General features: G+C 65.1%; 16 protein-coding genes. 6 read left to right on the plus strand and 10 right to left on the minus strand.

Annotated features, from left to right (window positions below):
* Window positions 1-19 precede the first annotated feature (19 nt).
* Genes R3P95_RS18435 through R3P95_RS18445 form a run of 3 tightly spaced genes read right to left on the minus strand, consistent with a single transcriptional unit; the run spans window position 20 to window position 2,420 of the window.
* A complete protein-coding gene (locus R3P95_RS18435; RefSeq protein WP_317549095.1) occupies window positions 20-1,021 on the minus strand; it encodes a bile acid:sodium symporter family protein in 1,002 nt (333 codons plus the stop codon).
* 9 nt (window positions 1,022-1,030) lie between these two features.
* Window positions 1,031-2,011: a DUF1648 domain-containing protein gene (locus R3P95_RS18440; RefSeq protein WP_317549096.1), complete on the minus strand. Its 981-nt coding sequence runs from the start codon at window positions 2,009-2,011 to the stop codon at window positions 1,031-1,033.
* A gap of 4 nt (window positions 2,012-2,015) precedes the next feature.
* Window positions 2,016-2,420, minus strand: a complete 405-nt coding sequence (locus tag R3P95_RS18445) for an SdpI family protein (RefSeq protein WP_094611645.1) — start codon at window positions 2,418-2,420, stop codon at window positions 2,016-2,018.
* Between the two features lie 68 nt (window positions 2,421-2,488).
* On the opposite strand from R3P95_RS18445, the gene leuS reads away from it, so the two are divergent.
* Both leuS and R3P95_RS18455 read left to right on the plus strand, forming a co-directional pair.
* Entirely contained in the window at window positions 2,489-5,311 is a 2,823-nt protein-coding gene (gene leuS, locus R3P95_RS18450) for a leucine--tRNA ligase (RefSeq protein ID WP_317549097.1), read from the plus strand.
* Window positions 5,312-5,391: 80 nt separating this feature from the next.
* On the plus strand, window positions 5,392-6,666 hold the full coding sequence (locus R3P95_RS18455) for a lipase family protein (protein WP_317549098.1): 1,275 nt from the start codon (window positions 5,392-5,394) through the stop codon (window positions 6,664-6,666).
* A gap of 20 nt (window positions 6,667-6,686) precedes the next feature.
* On the opposite strand, the gene R3P95_RS18460 is transcribed toward R3P95_RS18455, so the two are convergent.
* Both R3P95_RS18460 and R3P95_RS18465 read right to left on the minus strand, forming a co-directional pair.
* Window positions 6,687-7,112: a pyridoxamine 5'-phosphate oxidase family protein gene (locus R3P95_RS18460; protein WP_317549099.1), complete on the minus strand. Its 426-nt coding sequence runs from the start codon at window positions 7,110-7,112 to the stop codon at window positions 6,687-6,689.
* Window positions 7,113-7,178: 66 nt separating this feature from the next.
* Window positions 7,179-8,366: a TetR/AcrR family transcriptional regulator gene (locus tag R3P95_RS18465; RefSeq protein ID WP_317549100.1), complete on the minus strand. Its 1,188-nt coding sequence runs from the start codon at window positions 8,364-8,366 to the stop codon at window positions 7,179-7,181.
* Window positions 8,367-8,650: 284 nt separating this feature from the next.
* On the opposite strand from R3P95_RS18465, the gene R3P95_RS18470 reads away from it, so the two are divergent.
* Window positions 8,651-9,025 (plus strand): LuxR C-terminal-related transcriptional regulator, encoded by a 375-nt coding sequence (locus R3P95_RS18470; RefSeq protein WP_317549101.1) that lies wholly within the window; start codon window positions 8,651-8,653, stop codon window positions 9,023-9,025.
* A 74-nt stretch (window positions 9,026-9,099) separates the two neighbouring features.
* Here R3P95_RS18470 and R3P95_RS18475 read toward each other — a convergent pair whose 3' ends face one another.
* Entirely contained in the window at window positions 9,100-9,771 is a 672-nt protein-coding gene (locus R3P95_RS18475) for an SDR family oxidoreductase (protein ID WP_317549102.1), read from the minus strand.
* Between the two features lie 13 nt (window positions 9,772-9,784).
* A complete protein-coding gene (locus R3P95_RS18480) occupies window positions 9,785-10,300 on the minus strand; it encodes a DinB family protein (protein ID WP_317549103.1) in 516 nt (171 codons plus the stop codon).
* Window positions 10,301-10,406: 106 nt separating this feature from the next.
* Here R3P95_RS18480 and ggh point away from each other — a divergent pair, with 106 nt between their 5' ends.
* A complete protein-coding gene (gene ggh / locus R3P95_RS18485; RefSeq protein ID WP_149408122.1) occupies window positions 10,407-11,744 on the plus strand; it encodes a glucosylglycerate hydrolase in 1,338 nt (445 codons plus the stop codon).
* Window positions 11,745-11,751: 7 nt separating this feature from the next.
* Here ggh and R3P95_RS18490 read toward each other — a convergent pair whose 3' ends face one another.
* Complete coding sequence (locus R3P95_RS18490) at window positions 11,752-12,438, minus strand: thioesterase domain-containing protein (protein WP_317549104.1); 687 nt, start codon at window positions 12,436-12,438, stop codon at window positions 11,752-11,754.
* A 217-nt stretch (window positions 12,439-12,655) separates the two neighbouring features.
* Here R3P95_RS18490 and R3P95_RS18495 point away from each other — a divergent pair, with 217 nt between their 5' ends.
* Window positions 12,656-13,348, plus strand: coding sequence for a glycoside hydrolase family 25 protein (locus R3P95_RS18495; protein ID WP_394855444.1), 693 nt, complete (start codon window positions 12,656-12,658; stop codon window positions 13,346-13,348).
* Window positions 13,349-13,421: 73 nt separating this feature from the next.
* Here R3P95_RS18495 and R3P95_RS18500 read toward each other — a convergent pair whose 3' ends face one another.
* Window positions 13,422-15,479, minus strand: a complete 2,058-nt coding sequence (locus R3P95_RS18500) for a PhoX family protein (RefSeq protein ID WP_317549105.1) — start codon at window positions 15,477-15,479, stop codon at window positions 13,422-13,424.
* 72 nt (window positions 15,480-15,551) lie between these two features.
* Window positions 15,552-16,664, minus strand: a complete 1,113-nt coding sequence (locus tag R3P95_RS18505) for a beta-mannosidase (RefSeq protein ID WP_317549106.1) — start codon at window positions 16,662-16,664, stop codon at window positions 15,552-15,554.
* A gap of 288 nt (window positions 16,665-16,952) precedes the next feature.
* On the opposite strand from R3P95_RS18505, the gene R3P95_RS18510 reads away from it, so the two are divergent.
* Window positions 16,953-18,935, plus strand: coding sequence for a hypothetical protein (locus tag R3P95_RS18510; protein WP_317549107.1), 1,983 nt, complete (start codon window positions 16,953-16,955; stop codon window positions 18,933-18,935).
* The last annotated feature ends 8 nt before the right edge of the window (window positions 18,936-18,943 follow it).

Genomic DNA, 18,943 nt, shown 5'->3' on the forward strand with positions numbered 1-18,943 from the left:
GGTTCGAGTGACACCCAATCTAGTCCGCGACGCTGCCCACCGGGCTCTGTTCCGATTGCGGTCGTCGCGCGAGCTGCTGGGCGATCACGGTGCACACCATCAGCTGAATCTGATGGAAGATCAACAGCGGCAGCACGATCAGTCCGACGGGTTGGCCGACGAACAGCACTGCGGCCATCGGCAGCCCGCTGGCCAGGCTTTTCTTGGATCCGCAGTACAGCAGCACCACCCGATCCTCGAAAGCGAAGCCCAGCCACTTGCCTCCGTACCAGGTGATCGCCAGCACCACCGCGAGCAGCGCAGCGCACACTGCGACGACGATGCCGATGCGCCACACCGGCACCGAGGACCACACGTTCTGGTTCATGGATTCGCTGAACGCGGCGAACACGACCAGCAGGATCGAACCACGGTCGACGAGTTTCGTCGGCGCGCTGTGCCGGGTGAGCCAGCCCGTCACCCAGGGCCGGATCAACTGTCCGACGGCGAACGGAAGCAGCAGTTGCAGGGCGATATCGAGTACGGAGCTGGGGTCGATGGTCACGGAACCGGTCGTGGTCATCAGGGCGATCACGAGCAGTGGGGTGACGAACACTCCGATGATGTTGGAGAACGAGGCGCTCACCACGGCACCGGCGACGTTGCCGCGGGCGATGGAGGTGAAGGCGATCGAGGACTGCACGGTCGACGGGACCAGGCAGAGGAACAGCATTCCGGTGTAGAGGTCGTCGCTGATCACGCCGGGGACGAGAATCCGCAGGGCCAGCCCGAGTGCCGGGAACAGCAGATACGTGCACCCCAGGATCACCGAGTGCAGCCGCCAGTGCTTGACGCCGTTCCAGGCGTCGCGCGGTGAGAGTCGAGCGCCGTAGATGAGGAACAGCAGGGCAATGGCGATGCGCGTCACCCAGCCCAGGACGTCCTCCGCTGTGCCAGTGGCCGGGAACAGGCTCGCCAGCGCTGCGACCGCGAAGATGCCCAACAGGAAGGGATCCAGCACGGTATCCCGCAACAACTTCACTTGGCTAATTTAATCCACCGTGGCGTTGCGAGTGCGGGCGGTCAGGGTGTTGAGCGTGCCCGCGATCTTCTCGGCGTGCACGGATCCGATGGTGAGCCGGTCTCCGTTGGCGAACGTGACGAAGGCTGCGGGGCCGGCGTCGGTGGCGACGGCGTAGTTCCCGCGGCCCTTGGCCCGAAGACCCCAGCCCCCGAACTCCTTCGACGGATCGACCGCCCGCACCGACGCACCGGTGATCTCGTCGATGTCGTAGTCGAATGCCGCCATGCCCAGGCTGGAGACGAAGAGGCCGTCGCTGTCGATGTGCACCGTGAAGCGCAGCAGGGACAGAATCAGAATCGTCAGTGGGGCGAACAGGAAGATCGGCCACAGTGAGCCGGACAGCCAGCACGTCAGAGCGGCTCCGGCCAGAGAGACTGCCACGACGGTGATGCCGGCGACCCGGCTGGCTCCGACGCGGACCACCAGCGGCAACTCCGGGCTGCAGCGCGGGAGATCTGCGTGCGGCGGTGATGTGGCGTCGACGCGTTCGCGGTAGTCACGCAGCCTGGACGCACCGAACAACCCGGCCGCGAATCCGACGACGGTCCCCACCGCGATCGCCCAGCCGGGGATGGTCACGCTCTGTTCGGACGCCATGTCCAGCTCTCGGACGAGGGTCGCGATCTGCAGAACACCGATCGTTCCGACGACGGTCAGCCCGATGATCAGCATGGTTCGACGCATGATCAGCAGCACCCGAGTCAACGACGCGACGGCACTGCACCCGCCGCCGACCAGCACGATCACGATCGCGAGGGTCCAGGCGTTGGAGAGTGGATTGGAGAAGTCGTCCGGTTCGGTGCCGCTGAAGTGAGTGGCGACCTGTTCGGGCAGACGGCCTTGCCACAGGTACGCCAGGACGAGTCCGAGTGCGGCGACGACAAGGGGGACGGCAACGCCGAACACGACCCCGGCCGGGTCGAACGTGCGTAGTGCCTTCGCCTTCATCTGCTCAGCTCGGCTGGCAGGCGTCCTTGAGGCTGCACGAGATGCACGAGCTTCCGCATCCGTCCGCCTCGGCGGGTGGCGGAACGGCCGCTGCTGCGCGGGCCCCGATGGATCCGCCGGCTGCGGCGATGAACAGCGCGGCCACGAGGGCAACGACGACGCCGACGACGGCGGCGATACCGCTCAGGGCGAGGGCGGCCACTGCGCCGATGGCCAGTACCAGCGCCGATGCGGCTGTGGTGGGACCGGCGACGCGATTGGCGAGGGTGAACGTCTCGTCGTCACGCATGGCCTCGGCGGTGCGGACACCGGCGAAGCGGTTGCGTGGGAGCCGACCCAGCAGCGACAGGGCAGCGACAGCGCCGACGACGAGCGCGAGCACGAACAACACAACCGAGACGATGACCACCTGGCCAGGATACGGCGCAGCGAGGTCCTGGTACCAGGCGGGCCGCGTCACACTTTAGGCTGGTAGGTGTGACCGATTCCGTTGAAGCACCCACCGAGTCCGCCCCCGAGTACCGCTACACGGCCGAACTCGCCGGGCACATCGAGGAGCAGTGGCAGGACCTGTGGGAGACACAGGGCACTTTCGACGCTCCCAACCCGGTCGGAACCCTCGCCGGAGAGGTCCCGAAGGACAAGCTGTTCGTCCAGGACATGTTCCCGTATCCGTCGGGCAGCGGCCTGCATGTCGGTCATCCCCTCGGCTACATCGCCACCGACGTCTTCGCGCGGTACCACCGCATGCAGGGTCGTAACGTGCTGCATGCGCTGGGCTACGACGCGTTCGGTCTGCCGGCCGAGCAGTACGCCGTGCAGACGGGCACGCACCCGCGCAGCACCACCGAGAACAACATCACCAACATGCGCCGCCAGTTGCGTCGGCTGGGCCTCGGGCACGATCGCCGACGGTCCCTGGCGACGACGGACGTCGACTTCTACCACTGGACGCAGTGGATCTTCCTGCAGATCTTCAACTCGTGGTTCGACGCGGACCTCGGTAAAGCCAGGCCCATCTCGGAACTGGAGGCGGCGTTCGCCTCGGGTGAGCGCACGTTGGACGACGGCCGCTCCTGGGAATCGCTGACCGTCGGTGAGCGGCGTGAGGTGATCGACGGCTTCCGTCTGGTGTACGAGTCCAACTCGATGGTCAACTGGTGCCCCGGTCTGGGTACGGTGCTCGCCAACGAAGAGGTCACCGCCGACGGACGCAGCGATCGCGGCAACTTCCCGGTGTTCCGAAAGAACCTGCGGCAGTGGATGATGCGAATCACCGCGTACTCCGACCGTCTTGTCGACGACCTCGAGTACCTGGATTGGCCCGAGAAGGTCAAGACCATGCAGCGCAACTGGATCGGGCGATCCCGCGGTGCGCAGGTCTCGTTCTCGAACATCGAGGTGTTCACCACTCGCCCGGACACGCTGTTCGGTGCCACCTACGTGGTGCTCGCCCCCGAACACGAACTGGTCGACGGGTTGGTTGCTCCCGAGTGGCCTTCCGACGTGTCCGACAAGTGGACCGGCGGAGCCGCAACTCCCGCGGAAGCCGTTGCGGCATACCGTGCTTCGATTGCCGCAAAGTCCGATCTGGAGCGGCAGGAGAACAAGGAGAAGACCGGCGTCTTCATCGGTGCCTACGTGAGCAACCCGGTCAACGGCGAGCAAGTTCCGGTGTTCATCGCCGACTACGTGCTGACGGGCTACGGTACCGGCGCGATCATGGCCGTCCCCGGACACGATGCCCGAGACTGGGAGTTCGCCACGGCATTCGATCTGCCTGTGCGCGAGGTCATTTCGGGTGGAGACGTCACCGAGGCCGCGTACGTCGGCGACGGTGCCCTGGTGAACTCCGACTTCCTCGACGGTATGCCGGTGGACGAGGCCAAAGCCGCCGTCATCGCGCGGTTGGAGGCAGACGGCACCGGCCGCGGCACCATCCAGTACAAGCTGCGCGACTGGCTGTTCGCTCGCCAGCGCTACTGGGGCGAGCCGTTCCCGATCGTCTGGGACTCCGAGGGCAACCCGCACGGATTGCCGGATTCTGCTCTGCCGGTGGAACTCCCGGAGGTCGAGAACTACGCACCGGTCTCGTTCGATCCGGACGACGCCGGCTCCGAGCCGTCCCCACCGCTGGCCAAGGCGTCGGACTGGGTCGAGGTCGAACTCGATCTGGGCGACGGGCTGCAGACCTATACCCGCGACACCAACGTCATGCCGCAGTGGGCGGGCAGTTCCTGGTACCAGCTGCGCTACATCGACCCCACCAACTCCGAGGCCTTCGCGGACCCGGAGAACGAGAAGTACTGGGTCGGACCGCGTCCGGAGATCCACGGACCTCACGATCCCGGCGGGGTCGATCTCTACGTCGGTGGCGTCGAGCATGCGGTGCTGCACCTGTTGTACTCGCGCTTCTGGCACAAGGTGTTGTTCGATCTCGGCCATGTCAGCTCGAGCGAGCCGTACCGTCGCCTGTACAACCAGGGCTACATCCAGGCCTTCGCCTACACCGATGCTCGCGGGGTCTACGTGCCCGCGGCCGAGGTGATCGAGCGCGACGGCGGCTACTTCCACCAGGACCAGCCCGTCAACCGTGAGTACGGCAAAATGGGTAAGTCCCTGAAGAACTCGGTCTCCCCCGACGAGATCTTCGCCGAGTACGGTGCCGACACCCTGCGGTTCTACGAGATGTCGATGGGCCCGCTGGACACGTCGCGGCCGTGGGCGACCAAGGACGTCGTCGGCGCGCAGCGATTCCTGCAGCGGGTGTGGCGACTGGTGCTCGACGAGGTGACCGGCGAGGTCCGCGTCACCGACGCCAAGCCGACCGAGGACACACTGCGCGTGCTCAATCGTGTGATCGATGGTGTGCACGCGGATTACGCTGCGCTGCGCGACAATACGGCCGGTGCCAAGCTCATCGAGCTGACCAACCACATCACCAAGGCGTACCCCGACGGTGCGCCGCGCGGGGTCGTCGAGCCGCTGATCCTGATGCTCGCTCCGCTGGCTCCGCACCTGTCCGAGGAACTGTGGAGCAAGCTCGGCCACGAGAAGTCGCTGGCACACGGTCCCTTCCCGCGCGTGGAGAAGAAGTGGCTCGTCGCCGATACCGTCGACTACCCCATCCAGGTCAACGGCAAAGTACGCAGCCGCATCACCGTCCCGGCCGATGCGACCAAGGACGACGTCGAGAAGACTGCACTGGCCGACGAGAAGATCGTCGCCCTGCTCGACGGCAAGGCCCCGACCAAGATCATCGTGATCCCGGGTCGAATGGTGAACATCGTCCTGAAGTAGGCCCCGTCGAGCTCGAAGTTATGGATGAAAATCTGGCGATTTCCGTCCATAACTTCGAGGTCGGGGCTTTAATTTGTTCCATGTCACAGGTCGGTAAAGGATTCGTGGTGAGGCTGGTGGCCTCCGTCGTCCTGGTTCTGGGGTCCGTCACGCTCGTGAGTGTCCCTGTTGCACAAGCAGATCCGGGGCCCGGCTCACCGATTCCGGCCGACGATCCGTTCTACGATTGGGACGGCGGCCTGGACGTCTCCCCGGGGACGGTGCTCCGGTCGAGGCCCATGACCTTCCGAACGCCGAACCAGCCGACGCCGGTCACCGGTAGCCGGGTCCTGTACAGGACTACCGACCAGCAGGGCGACGCCGTCGTCACGGTCGCCACGGTGCTGCGGCCCCTGATCCCCGGCCCGACGCGAATCGTGTCGTACCACATGGCATACGACGCCCTCGGGTCCCAGTGCAATCCCTCGTACACCCTCAGCGGCGGGTCCACGAGTCCTATTGCCGGCGCGGAACAGGTGGTCATTGCCGGTTATCTCGCAGCCGGTTACACCGTCGTCGTGCCGGATTACGAGGGCGAGGAACTCGAGTGGACGATCGGACGGCAGTCGGGGTACGCAGCTCTGGACGGCGTTCGCGCGGCACAGTCCTTTCTGCAGCTTCCGTCGAACACCCCCGTCGGCATGGTCGGATACTCCGGAGGCTCCGTCCCGACGCAGTGGGGTGCCGAGATTGCCCCCGAGTACGCACCCGAGCTGAACCTCGTCGGAGCGGCGGCCGGCGGGCTGCCGGTCGACCTGGCTCACAACCTGCCGTACGTCAGCGGAAGCAAGGAGTGGGCGGGCGTCATCCCGGCACTGATCGTCGCCTACCAACGCGCCTACGGTCTCGACCTGGACGATTTCATCTCCGACTACGGCCGCCAGGTGATCGATCAGGTCGATCAGGAGTGCATCGCCCAGTTCGCCGACGACTACCCGACGCTCACCGACGCGTCGATGGTCAAGGCTCCGTACACCTCCATGCTCGACGTACCCGAGGTGGTGGCGGCGATCGACGACAACATCATGGGTAGCCAGGGCACTCCGCGGACGCCGATGTTCCTGGCTGTCGGGCAAGCCGATCCGATCGGCGATTCCGTCATGATCACCGCAGATGTACAAGGACTGGCGTACGAATACTGCGGCCGGGGCGTCGATGTGCAGTACGCGCAGTACGACGGCTTGTCGCACAGCGAAGCCTTCCCGGCTTTCGAGGCTCAGAGTCTGCAGTTCCTGACCGAGCGGTTCTCCGGTGGGCCGACGCGCAGCAATTGCGGAACCATCCCGCCTGGAAACAGCCTGGCACCGACTCCGTAGTACGCACCCGGGTGGTTCTGTCAGATCGCGCCCAGATCGGCCGACAGCCAATGCTCCGGCTGCAGGTAGAACACCACGTTCTCTTCGTGCTCACTGTCGGCCATCTCGAGGTAGCCGTCGACCTTCTCCGGCGGTAGATAGCGCGCTGCCATGGTGCGCAGTAACTCCGGTGTACTCGGCTCTTCCCGCGCAACGGGTCCGTCGACCGAGACGTACCTGATCCTCGGGTCCGACTGCTCGATCATGAGCGTGAATCGCCCTGCAGCTCTGATCAATTGAGCCTTCTTCGACGTCTTCCCGGTGAGGACCCAGGCCTGAGCGCCGGGGGTGTAGTCGTACCAGATGGGGACAGTCAACGGCCCGCGATCAGGGCCTGCAGCGACGGACAGCGCGGCGATGTGGGGTTCGGCCAGAAACTCTTCGCGTTCTGCCTTCGACAGTGCCATGAAACAACCGTAGGACTTTCGCAGACCAAGTTCTAGACCTGAGACGAACCCTGGGGCCGGGTGACGTCAGGGCGTCCTGGTCGAGATGCCGGGCATGAGTAGTCGGAGAACGCCGTCGGCAACGTCGGTTGCCGATTCGTTCGGCCGCGTCAAGCATCGGAAGAGAACGTTGTTGGTCAGCATGACTGCCGCCTCGATCGTCGGTGCCTCGTCGCTGAAAACGCCGGTTTCGCGACCGCGTTCGAGGATGGGGACGACGGCGGCAGGTAGGTACAGGTTCTCCATCACGGTCGTGATCGTGCTCGGCTGTTGGAACTGCTCGAAGCTGAGCGCGAGGAGCATCCCTGTGCTCATCGCGCGGTTGTCGATCACGAACTCGCCCACCGCAATCAACGTGCGCTGCAGAGCGATTGCGGGCTCGATGCCGAGGCGTTCGTCGGCTCGGCGCAGTCGTAGGACGCGATCGAACTCGGGTTTCAGTGCGGCGACGATGATGTCTACCTTGCTGGGAAACAGGCGTCGGAGATCCTCGACTCGAATCTTTGCTGCTGCGGCGATGTCGGCGAGCGTCACCAGGAAGTATCCGTTGTCGAGGAAGAGCGCTTCCGTGGCCGCGATGACGTCGGCCTCCAGGTCGGGGCGGAGGGAGGCGGCATCGTCGAGCGCGCCGACGGGGTCGGGTTCGGTCGAGTTCCGATCGGAATGCACTGGGTCGACGGCCCAACGCAGGATCGAGGTGACTGCCTCGGCTACCTCGCTCGTGGCAACGGAACCGGGCGTGAGCATCTCGCGAAGAGCGTAGCCGTCGAGAAGTGCGCCCAGGGCAGTGGACAGGGACGTCAACGACAGCGGCCGACGCACGGACCCGCCCTGAGCTTGGATGGCCTGACCCACCATGGTGCGCAGGTCGGCATTCAGGCGCTCGAATTCGGGGGTGACGGCTTTGCGTGCCCCGTCGTGGTCGCTGGCGAGCAGGGTGGCGACCAGGCGCCGACGCATCAGGCCGGAGGTCAGGTCCTCGAACAGGGCGGACATCGGTGCGGCCGCGTCTCGCAGCCCGGCAGGCGGGTCGATGGGCGTCGTGCCGGTGTAATTCACGGTGAGGTTTTCGAGAAGATCCGCCACGAACGCTTCTTTGCCGCCGGAACCTCCACTGCGGGAGTTGCCTGGGTAGGTGTTGTGGAACGTTTGATGCGACAGCCCAGCACCGTCGACCACCGCCGAGATGGACAGCGAACGGGCGAGGCCGGTCATGTCCACGTCGTTCAGGAGCCGGTATCCGGCGTGGAGAAATTGTTCACGCGGGACGGGCCTGGGGTTCAACGTCGACCGCCTTCACTGGACTTCACAGCACCTGAATGGATCACGAACCATAGCAATCGAGTGACCGAGCTCGCAGTGTTTAGTTCTAACTACATGTCTGTGTAGTCGAAACACTCGAATCGATGTTGTTCTCGAATTGGTTTGTGTTGCAGGGGGTTCGCGGGCCGTGGTCCGATACTCATCGGCCTCAAGGCCGGTATCTCGAGGAGGACCCGATGGTGTTGATCGATCGTCGACCCCAAGTCCAGACGCGCGTCGCAGTGCCCGGGACAGTGCGTAACCCTCTCGGCCCGAGGCCGCCCGTCACCCGTTCCACTCTTGCATCGGGGCGAGTCCATGGCCGACGGCCAACGCCGACGTACGCGTCACCCGGACTGACCGAGCGTGAAGTTGCAGTCCTGAAGGTCTGGTTGGACTGCGACTCCAAAGTCGAAGTCGGTGCGCGCCTCCACATCGCCCTGGGAACCGTCAACACCCACCTGACACGAATTCGAGACAAATACTCCCGCGTCGGTCGGGCAGCACCGACCAAGGCGGCACTCGTCGCCAGGGCCCTGCAAGACGGCATAGTGAAACTCGACGACCTCTGAGCGCTGTGAGCGGAAACTCGACCCCTGCTACGAGGCCGGAGTGGAGTGTGCGCAACGACCGAGGGGACTTTCGCTCACCTGGTGCGCAGCACCACTTCGGTGGGATGTGCGTCGGCAGGAGTATCGATGGCGTTGCGTACTGCACGGGCAACGGTGCTGGGCTGCAGGAACTTCGAGCCGTCGTATTCCCCACCCTCGTGCGCGACGATCTCCTGCTGCATCTCGGTGTCGATGCGTCCGGGATGCACCGACGTCACGCGTAGCGACGGTTCCTCCTGTCGCAGTGCATCTCCGAAGGCCCGGAGCGCGAACTTGCTCGCCGCGTAGCCGCCCCAACCGGGGTTCGCACGAATACCCGCACCCGAATTGATCAGCACCACATGGCCGTTCGCCTTTCGTAGTGCAGGAAGAAGCAAACGAGTCAGCTCGACGACGGCGATCACGTTCACCTCGTACTGCCGCCGCCAGTCATCGGCAGTCGACTCCTCGACCGTCCCCAGCGCCGCGACTCCGGCGTTGTGCACCAACACATCCAGAGAATCGATGCCCGACGCGGCCGCCGCAACCGCGTCGGGATCGGTCAGTTCCACCGGCCACGGGGTAGCTCCTGCCAGTTCCGACGCGATCGGCTCGAGAGATTCGGCCGATCGTCCGCCGAGCAGTACGTGGTGATCCGGCGCGAGAAGTCGGGCGATATGGGCCCCGAGGCCACGGCTTGCTCCGGTCACCAACGCAGTACGAGTCATGAAAGCAGGTTACTCAAAAGCTCATACCGGCTTCGGCTGCCCAGGTCCGGGTGGTGTTCGCTCCGTCGAGTTCTTCACGAATGATGTCCGCATGTCCCGCGTGCTGGGAGATCTCGCGCAGAATGTGAAGCACCGTGAATCGTGCGCTCTGCCAGATGCGTTCGGGTGCCCATGGTGCCGTCGGCACCGGGACCGACAGGTCGAGGTCCAACGTCTCGAGCGCAGCCGAGGTGGAACGCGCAACCTCTTCCCATTCGGCGATCAACCCCGCGACGGTTTCGTTCTCGGCCATGACGTACTCGCCGCCGGCGCTGGCCATGTCGAATTCCGCGTTCTCGTCCAGGTCGGCGATCACCTTCATCCAGTGCCGTTCGTTGCTGATCACGTGATGCAGCAGCCCACCGAGGGTCAGCTCGCTCGTGGTGGTGCGGGTGCGCGCCTGTTCCTCGGTGATTCCGCGGACGGTGATGTGAAAATTGGCGCGTTGTTCGTCGAGCATCTTCACGATGTCGGTGTTCTCGGTGGTCATTGTTCCTCCTGGTGGTTGGTGATGTTCACAGTAGGAGCGATCGAGGACAGGTTCGGTCCGCAATTTCAAACGAGCGGAATGTCGCCTGTGCACGCAAACTGTCTGCATGGGCGATCGAGGTTTCACTTCCACGCAGCTGGCAGCGCGCGCGGCATATCTGCTCAGGGGCAACGACCTGGGCACCATGACCAGTGCGGCTCCGCGGCTGTATCCGCACATGTGGAGCTGGGATGCGGCATTCGTCTCCGTCGGACTGGCTCCGCTGAGCGTGGAGCGGGCCGTGGTGGAGATGGACACCTTGCTCTCCGCGCAGTGGAAGAACGGGATGATCCCGCACATCGTGTTCGCCAACGGTGTCGACGGCTACTTCCCCGGGCCGGCGCGGTGGGCCACCGGCACGCTCGCGTCGCACGCACCGATGAGCCCGCAGACCTCGGGCATCACGCAACCCCCGGTCCACGCGATCGCGGTGCAGCGCATCCTGGATCACTCCAAGCGCCACGGACGCACGACGCGTGCCGTCGCCGAGGAGTTTCTCGATCGCCGCTGGGGTGATCTGGTGCGGTGGCACCGCTGGCTCGCCCAGGCCCGCGATGTCGACGACAACGGAAGAATCGCGGTTTTCCACGGCTGGGAGTCGGGGATGGACAACTCGCCGCGGTGGGACTCGGCCTACGCGAATGTGGTTCCGGGAGAAATGGATCCATACTTCCGGGAGGACAAGGCGGTCATCAGCGACGCCTCCCAGCGGCCCAGCAATCTCGAGTACGACCGCTACATCTGGCTCGTGGAGGAGATGAAGCAGGTCGGGTACGACGACGACGCATTGAAGACGAAGATGAGCTTCGCCGTCGAGGATGTGTTCGTCAGCGCCATCTTCGCGGTGGCCTGCGATGTGCTCGCGACCATCGGCGAGGACCATTCGCGTCCGCACTCCGATGTTCGGGAGCTGCGGTCGTGGGGGGAGAAGTTCCGCAAGGGAGTGATTGCGACGACGGACGCGCGCTCCGGCGGGGCCCGCGACTTCGATCTGCGGACGGGCCAGTGGATCGGCACCGAGACCATCGCGATGTTCGCGCCGTTGCTGTGTGGCGGCCTGCCCCGCGAGCAGGAACGCAATCTGCTTCGGATCTTCGAGGGCACGAGATTCTGCGGGCACCCGGATCTGCGCTACGCGGTTCCGCCGTCGACGTCGCCGGTCTCGAAGGACTTCCGTGCCCGTGAGTACTGGCGCGGGCCGGTGTGGCCGGTGATGACGTGGCTGTTCTCGTGGGCATTCGCGCGTCGTGGGTGGTCCGAGCGGTCACTGTCGTTGCGCGACGAAGGCCTGCGCCAGGCCAGCGACGGCAGCTTCGCCGAGTACTACGAGCCGTTCACCGGCAAGCCGCTCGGCAGCATGCAGCAATCGTGGACGGCCGCGGCCGTGCTGGATTGGCTGGGGTAGAGCGAGATCAGCTGAGGTAGCTGTCGACCAACGGGCCGACGACGTCGAACGAGGTGGCGTCGGGCACGAGGTACTTGGCGACGGTGCCGCAGACGAAGGGATGCCACGCGGAACCGGAGTCGGTCCCCAGGGACGAGACGGCCAGGATGTCGCCGAAGTAGATGCCGGGCAGGTGGCGCTGAACGAGTTCGTCGTTGTGCGAGGCGACGGCGAGCAATTCTTCGACATGGCTGCGATCGATCTCGTCACCCATGGCGGCGAGGAGATCGGCACCCTCGGCGCGGGCCCGGACAGGGTCGCTGTCGAGCAGCGTCAGTGCGCCGACCGTGACGTTCCGATTCTGCAGTTCGACGGCGATGGCGTGAGCGAGAACTCCACCGAACGACATGCCGAGGAGGTGGACGGTGCCGTCGGTCTGGATGCGAACGATGTCGTCGGCGTACCGCGCAGCCAGTGCCGCGAGGGATTCGGCGCGCTCACCGGACGCGGGTACCTGGACGCCGTAGATGGGGCGGTCGTCGTCCACGTGAGCGGTCAGGCCCGCGTAGCAATCGACGAGACCCACCAAGGGGTGGATGCAGAAGACGGGGTCGAGGTGTCCGGTGGTTCGGATCGGTGCGATTGTCGGCACCGCGTAGTCGGACGGGTCGAGCTCCGTGAGAGCCAGATGCGAGAGATCGTTCACGACAGTCATGGGTGCGCCTCCGAGCCAAGAGATGTAGTTCGTGTTTCCATTGGACTTGTTTGTTCGTGCCGACTCTGGGTATGTCGCCATCGGCAGCGTGAGTGTTACCCACGTCTCATCACCGACGACTCAATCACGTCTGTGGACAGAACGCATTAGTGACTGTTCACCATTGAGTGCCCAGGTCCGGGCCCCTAACCTCACCCGGGTGGTCTTCTCCCGCACGGTGCGTGCCCTGTTCGGATTGTTCTCGGTCGGCGTCATCGCCTGCTCTGCGCCCGGGATCGCGTCCGCTGTTCCGCAGGGTCCGGACGTCTCGTCGTGGCAACACATCGACGGCACCGCGATCGATTGGCATGCCGTCGAGGCTGCGGGCCACGGCTTCGCGATGGTCAAGGCCACCGAGGGGCTGGATTACGTCAACCCGTACTTCGTCGAGGACTCCATCGTCATGCGCACGGCAAACGTGGCGCGCGGGGCGTACCACTACGCCGATGTGACGTTGTCACCCGAGCTGCAGGGCGCGTACTACTCGGCACTGGTGTTGGGCATCAACGGTCCAGGCGATCTGCCGCCGGTGCTCGACCTCGAAGATGCCAAGGGTAGGTCGCCGGCCGAGGTGATCGACTGGACGCACCGGTATCTCGATACCGTCCAGACGCTGACCGGACGTCAGCCGATCATCTACACCTATCCCAACTTCTGGCGGACGGCGATGGCCGACACCCACGAGTTCAACAACTATCCGCTGTGGATCGCCGACTACGGCGACGAGCTGGGGCCGCTGCCCGGCGGCTGGACTGACTGGTTGTTCTGGCAGTTCACCGACCGCGGCACGATTCCCGGAATCGACGGGCGTACCGACATCAACCACTACGCGGGCACATCGGAATCGTTGAGGACATTGGCTCGCTGGTAGTCGACCCCACCACGCCGTGATCGCCGCGAAGGTCCATGACCTCGCGGCGATCCGGCGCTGACGTGTACCGCTACTACGCCGACTTCCACACGGCGACGACGGAGGGCCGCGGCTGGGTGTCGCCGCCGTCGGGCCAATGCGAGATCGGCGCGTCGGCGGTGGCGTCGTCGCTTTCGCCGGGGTGCTGCACGCACACCACGACCCGCTCGTCGGAGATGATCGGGCCGCAGGTCTCGCCTCCAGCGGGAACGGTCAGGAACTGGCGGGTCTCTCCGCGGCGGGGGCCGTCGAGTACCACGGCGAACAGGCCGTCGTTGGAGTCGAGTGCGTTTCCGTCGGTGGAGACCCACAGGTTGCCCTTGGCGTCGAACGCGAGGTTGTCGGGGCAGGAGATGGGGCTGACCTGGCTCTTGTCGAAGCCGCCGAAGTACGTGTCGGCCTCGTTCGGGTCACCGCACACCAGCAGCAGGTTCCAGGTGAAAGACGTACCCGCGTGGTCGTCGTCGAGCTCGAGTACCTGGCCGTTCTTGTTGGTGTTGCGAGGATTGGCCGTATCCGCCGCGGCCTTGCCCTCGGTGCCGCGGTTCGAGTTGTTCGTCAGCGCAACGTAGACCTTGCCGGTCACCGGGTTGGGCTCGAAGTCCTCGGGGCGGTCCATCTTGGTCGCGCCCACCTTGTCGCCTGCCAAGCGGGTGAACACTGCGACCTCCTCGGCGGACATACCGTCGACGAGCGACGTGCCGCGGCCGTCCTCGCCGGTCTCGAGCAGCGGGACCCACGTTCCGGTGCCCTTGAACTCGCCGCTCGGGGGGAGACTGCCGGAGCCGTCGATCGCGTCCGGGGAGTCACCGGTGAGGGTGGCGACGTACAGCGTGCCCGCGTCCAGCAGTGTCATGTTGTTGCGCATCGCCGCTGCGCCGGTGCCGGGCATCATCTTTCGGCTCGAGACGAACTTGTACATGTAGTCGAAGCGCTCGTCGTCACCGCTGTAGGCGACGACGGTGCCGTCGTCGGTGACGTAGATGGTGGCGGCCTCGTGCTTGAAGCGTCCCAGCGCGGTGTGCTTGATCGGAGCCGACTGCGGATCCCACGGGTTCACCTCGACGACGTACCCGAATCGGTGGGGCTCGTTGGGCTCCTGCGCGATGTCGAAACGCTTGTCGAAGGTCTCCCACTTGCGGTCGCTGGCGGCACCCTCGATGCCGTAGCGGGCGAGTCGCTCCGCGGCCGCGGTCTCGGTGACCGACTCGGCGTTGCCGAAGTACTGGTTGAAGTTCTCTTCGCCGGAAAGCACAGTGCCCCAGGGCGTCAGGCCACCCGAGCAGTTGTTGAACGTGCCGAGCACGCGGGTACCCGTCGGATCGACGCTCGTCTTGAGGAGGTCGCTGCCCGCGGCGGGGCCGGTGACGACGAACTCCGTCGTGCCGGTGATGCGTCGGTTGTACCGGCCCATCGCAGGGGTGAGCTTGCCCGAGTTACCCTCGCCCTGAACCTGAACCACGCTCAGGCCGTGTGCGGCCAACGCGATCTCGAACTGCTCGCGCGTCGGGTTCTCTTCGTCGTAGCCCTTGAACATCGCAGGCTCGGTGGAGTACTCGTGATTGACGACCAGCAGGAACGCGTTGGGGGTGCCCTCCACCGGCAGCAGACCGGCGAAGTCGTTGTTGAAGCCGAACTGCATCGCCTGGGCGGCCGCGGTCTGGTTGTCGAAGTCGAATGCCGGAGCGCCCTCGACCACCGGATCGCCCCAGCGGATCACGACGGCCTGCTCGTGGCCCTCGGGGATCACGACGGCGTCCTCGGTGTTCGGTTCGACCGCAACGAAATCCACACCGTCGACGGGCGGGGTGTCGGCACCCGACGTGCTCGAGGTTCCGCTTCCGGTGGTGGCGGGCTCATCGGTCGAGCACGCCGCGAGAGCGCTACCGGCACCCACGGCGAGCACCGCCATGGCACCGCCCTTGATCACACCGCGCCGCGACATGGCGGTCTTGACGATGTCGCCGAAGTACTGACCCTTCGACGTGTTGGGAACCTCGTGGAAACACGCATCCCCGCACTTGTACTTGCACGTCAATGCTGACCGCTTGGAGCTTCCGTCGTGAACCGCGAACAAGGGTAGTGGCTTCATGTCACGGCACGCTGTCACCCAAAAGCGAAAGTAAAGGAACGCTCAGGTGAAGTCGCGGACAACGAGGATGCCCTAACGTCCGATCGTCTGCCACAGCGGATCGCCGGGTCCGATGTCGTAGGTGCACTCGCCCGGCCGCGGGTCGGGTACGAAGGCCCACAGCAGAGCTCCGGCTGTGCCTGCGGCGCGTTGGCCGTCGATCTTGGTGGCGATACTCGTTGCGCGAGAGCCGATATCGCCACAGGAACCGGCGAGTTGGCCGATCTCCCCGACCAGGAGGGGTTTGCCCACCGCAGCGCTCTGGGTGATCCGCCGCTGCAGCCCGTTCCACTGATCTCCGGGCAACGGCACACCGTCGAATCCGTAGTCGTGGTACTGCAGCACATCGACGAACGACGACTGGGCGAGGTACTCGTACTCGTCACCCTGGCTACCGCACTGTCCGCCGCCGGTGAGACCGGCGGTGATCAGGGTGCGGGGATCGACAGTGCGGAGCTGCTGCCCCGCGGTGTCGAAGAAGGAGCGCAGAACCTGGGCGGCGTCGGCGGTGCATGTCCGGGTGGTCCACGAGCACGCCGCGTCGGTGCACGAGCTGGTTTCCGGTTCGCCGACCAATTCCCATGCCGCCAGCGCGGGCGAATCCTTCCACCGGTTCACAGCGGTGAGCATCCACTGCTCGAAGCTCGTGACCGCATTCGTGTCGGCGACGGCAGGGGGCGTCGTCCATCCATCGATGTACCACTGCCTGCCTTTGAAGACGTTTCCTTCGCAGGCCCCGTCCTGGGGCGAGAGAACCGGGACGACCAGTTGTCCGTGCGCCTCGGCCGCCGCGAAGACCGCGTCCATCGGGCGAAAGTCGAGTGCGCCGGTGAATCGGTTGATCGCCAGCGCCTGGAATGCGTTGAACCGCGTGAGGGAATGTGGAGGCAGGGCACCGAAGTAGCCGTTCAGGTCCACCATCGCTCCACAGCCTGCGTTGGCCGACCAATCGGTGGCAAGCTGATAGGCGTTGAATCCGGTCGGCCACCAAGGATTTCCGTCGAGTGCGAGACCGTCGGCGCTTGCCGTGACGCGGGCACCGGACCCGGGGGCTGCTGCCGCGTCGGGCACACCGGTACTCAGCGCGAGGGACAGCACTATTGCTGCGCCCACTGCGCACCGTGAAAACATCGAAACGATCCGCATCGGTGTAATGCTAGATGTCTGCTGCGCGAATTTCTAAAATCGTGAATTCGACGGCCCCTGGACGGAAATATCACCGTATTCGTACAATTCGACGAGCACCGTTGTGTCGGAATTCGATTCCACCGGGCCGAGCCGCTCATTGAGTCGAACTTTCGTGTCGCCCAGTATGTTTCTGGCTGCATTTCGATCCAGATGGGTAAATGCACGACTTTCCGATGTACCGAAGATCGGGAATACGCAGTACAGTTCGGGTTTCCGTTTCATTATGCGAAAGCTGGAAATCCCCCAATGCGAATCGCATACGTTGCATCGACGGCAGTTCTCGTCGCAACTACGTTTCTGCTTACGGCCCCGTTCGTATCGGCGCAGCCGATCGATGGAGAGCAACAGGATTATGTGGACCGCTTCACCTTCGGCGAATTGGGACTGGGTCGGTCCACCACCGTGGACTCGACCGGACAGACCACCAGACTGACCGTGCCGTCCCCTGCAGGCTCGGTGCCCTCGATGCTCGATGCAGTGTTGACGGTGCCTGCCTGGCTCGACCGGGGGTGGGTCGACGTCGAATCGGACGGTCGGCCGATCACCCGCCTCACACTCGACAACACCGCACCGACCACCGCGGTGTCGATTCCACTGGCTGCGGTGCCGACGGTCGACGGAGCAATCGCCCTCGATCTGATCCCGTCCCTCATTCCCGACGATCGATACTGCCCCGATCCTGCGTCCGATGCGGTCCGATTGATCGACGCGACCGTGGCCTACCAGGGGCAACCGGCGGTGCCTGGGACCATTGCGGACTTTCTGCCGGTAGTGCTGACGACGCTGACGCTGTTCGTTCCATCGGACGGGGATCGCGAAACCATCACCGCCGCAACGATTGTGGCAACCTCGGTGATCCACCACTACGGGGCGCAGCCGGTCCGGGTGGCCGTGCGGCCGGACAGTGAGCTGGCAGGGGCGGCACCGGACGGACCGTTCGAGAGGTCGGTCGTATTGGCGAAGAACTCCGACGCCGGTGTGGAACTGATCTACCCCGTCGACCAGGCTCCACCACGGATGTACCTCACCGGTACCGGATCGGATCTGACCGATCAGGCCCGCCTCATCACCAGTGATCTCTCCGACATCGCAGTCTCCACGGCTGCTTCGGCAGGACCATCGTCGGCAACAGCGCAACTTCCGCCCGAATCGATCACGCTCGACGACCTCGGCATCGGCACGGTGACCGGTTCGGGCGGTGCCACGGCGACCGCGTCGATCACGATCGATCAGACCCGGCTCGGCCGATCTGCATCGAACCTGTCCGTGCACCTGATCGGCAGCTACACACCGGGCGCAGGATCGGTGCGGGCCACGGTGAACGGGTCACCGCTCGCAGTGTGGGAGGCCGACGACACCGGTCGGCTCGATCGTTGGATCGACGTTCCGAATTCGGCACTGTCCCGCGTCGAGACACTCGACATTTCCGTCGACCATCCGTCGACCACGGGTGGCGGTGGTTGCTCCGCGGCCGCCGATACGAGTGTGACCGTGGACGGTTCGACTCTGGTGCGGTCGTCGGATTCCACGACACCGGTCCCGCTCGGCCTGCGATCGATGCCGCAGGCGCTGATGCCGCAGTTCGAGATCGCGATGGCCGACGAGTCCTACGCGGGAGTCGTCCGAGCGGTCACGATGGCAACCGGACTGCAGCGTCTGTCGAGTCTGCCCCTCCTCCCGGAGGTCGTGTCGATGGAGCAGGCGCTCGACGGTAGCGCCCCCGCGCTCGTGATCGCGCCGGTCTCGGAATTGCCGGACACGGTGACGCTGCCGCTGTCGTCGATCGACGAGACGACATTTCGGGTCGCAGATCCGGAGTCCGCCGGCGGTGCCGTCGAATTGACGGTCGACACCGACGAGCCCTTCGCGACGGTGCAGGTGACGTCGGTGCAGGACAACGCAGTTCTCGTCGGATCCTGGAACTCGGCTCCGGACCGATTCGACGCGATGCTGTCCTGGCTCGACGACGACCCGGCTCGGTGGTTCGCGCTCGACGGCGACATCGTGTTCGCCGCGCAGAACACCGAACCGATCTCCCTGTCGAGCGCGGCACTGTCCGGTGCGGACGACACCGTAGCGGCACCCGAGAACACAACCGACCGAACGACGGTGCTGGTCGTGGGAGTCGGTCTTGCGGTCCTCGCAGTCGCAGGCGTGGGCGCACTCGTGCTTGCGCTTCGAGCGCGCCGGTCGACGACCGAGCCGAGCCGGCACAGCGACTCGACATGAGCGACTCG

This window comes from Rhodococcus cercidiphylli, assembly GCF_033042225.1.
Classification (GTDB): domain Bacteria; phylum Actinomycetota; class Actinomycetes; order Mycobacteriales; family Mycobacteriaceae; genus Rhodococcoides.

What these genes read in the sequence shown, in the direction of transcription:
- R3P95_RS18470 (WP_317549101.1), top strand. Translation starts at nt 8,651, where the DNA reads ATGGTGTTGATCGATCGTCGACCCCAAGTCCAGACGCGCGTCGCAGTG.
- R3P95_RS18440 (WP_317549096.1), bottom strand. Translation starts at nt 2,011, where the DNA reads ATGAAGGCGAAGGCACTACGCACGTTCGACCCGGCCGGGGTCGTGTTC.
- R3P95_RS18460 (WP_317549099.1), bottom strand. Translation starts at nt 7,112, where the DNA reads ATGGCACTGTCGAAGGCAGAACGCGAAGAGTTTCTGGCCGAACCCCAC.
- R3P95_RS18475 (WP_317549102.1), bottom strand. Translation starts at nt 9,771, where the DNA reads ATGACTCGTACTGCGTTGGTGACCGGAGCAAGCCGTGGCCTCGGGGCC.
- R3P95_RS18505 (WP_317549106.1), bottom strand. Translation starts at nt 16,664, where the DNA reads ATGCGGATCGTTTCGATGTTTTCACGGTGCGCAGTGGGCGCAGCAATA.
- R3P95_RS18510 (WP_317549107.1), top strand. Translation starts at nt 16,953, where the DNA reads ATGCGAATCGCATACGTTGCATCGACGGCAGTTCTCGTCGCAACTACG.
- R3P95_RS18490 (WP_317549104.1), bottom strand. Translation starts at nt 12,438, where the DNA reads ATGACTGTCGTGAACGATCTCTCGCATCTGGCTCTCACGGAGCTCGAC.
- R3P95_RS18500 (WP_317549105.1), bottom strand. Translation starts at nt 15,479, where the DNA reads ATGAAGCCACTACCCTTGTTCGCGGTTCACGACGGAAGCTCCAAGCGG.
- R3P95_RS18465 (WP_317549100.1), bottom strand. Translation starts at nt 8,366, where the DNA reads ATGACCGGCCTCGCCCGTTCGCTGTCCATCTCGGCGGTGGTCGACGGT.
- R3P95_RS18455 (WP_317549098.1), top strand. Translation starts at nt 5,392, where the DNA reads ATGTCACAGGTCGGTAAAGGATTCGTGGTGAGGCTGGTGGCCTCCGTC.
- R3P95_RS18480 (WP_317549103.1), bottom strand. Translation starts at nt 10,300, where the DNA reads ATGACCACCGAGAACACCGACATCGTGAAGATGCTCGACGAACAACGC.
- ggh (WP_149408122.1), top strand. Translation starts at nt 10,407, where the DNA reads ATGGGCGATCGAGGTTTCACTTCCACGCAGCTGGCAGCGCGCGCGGCA.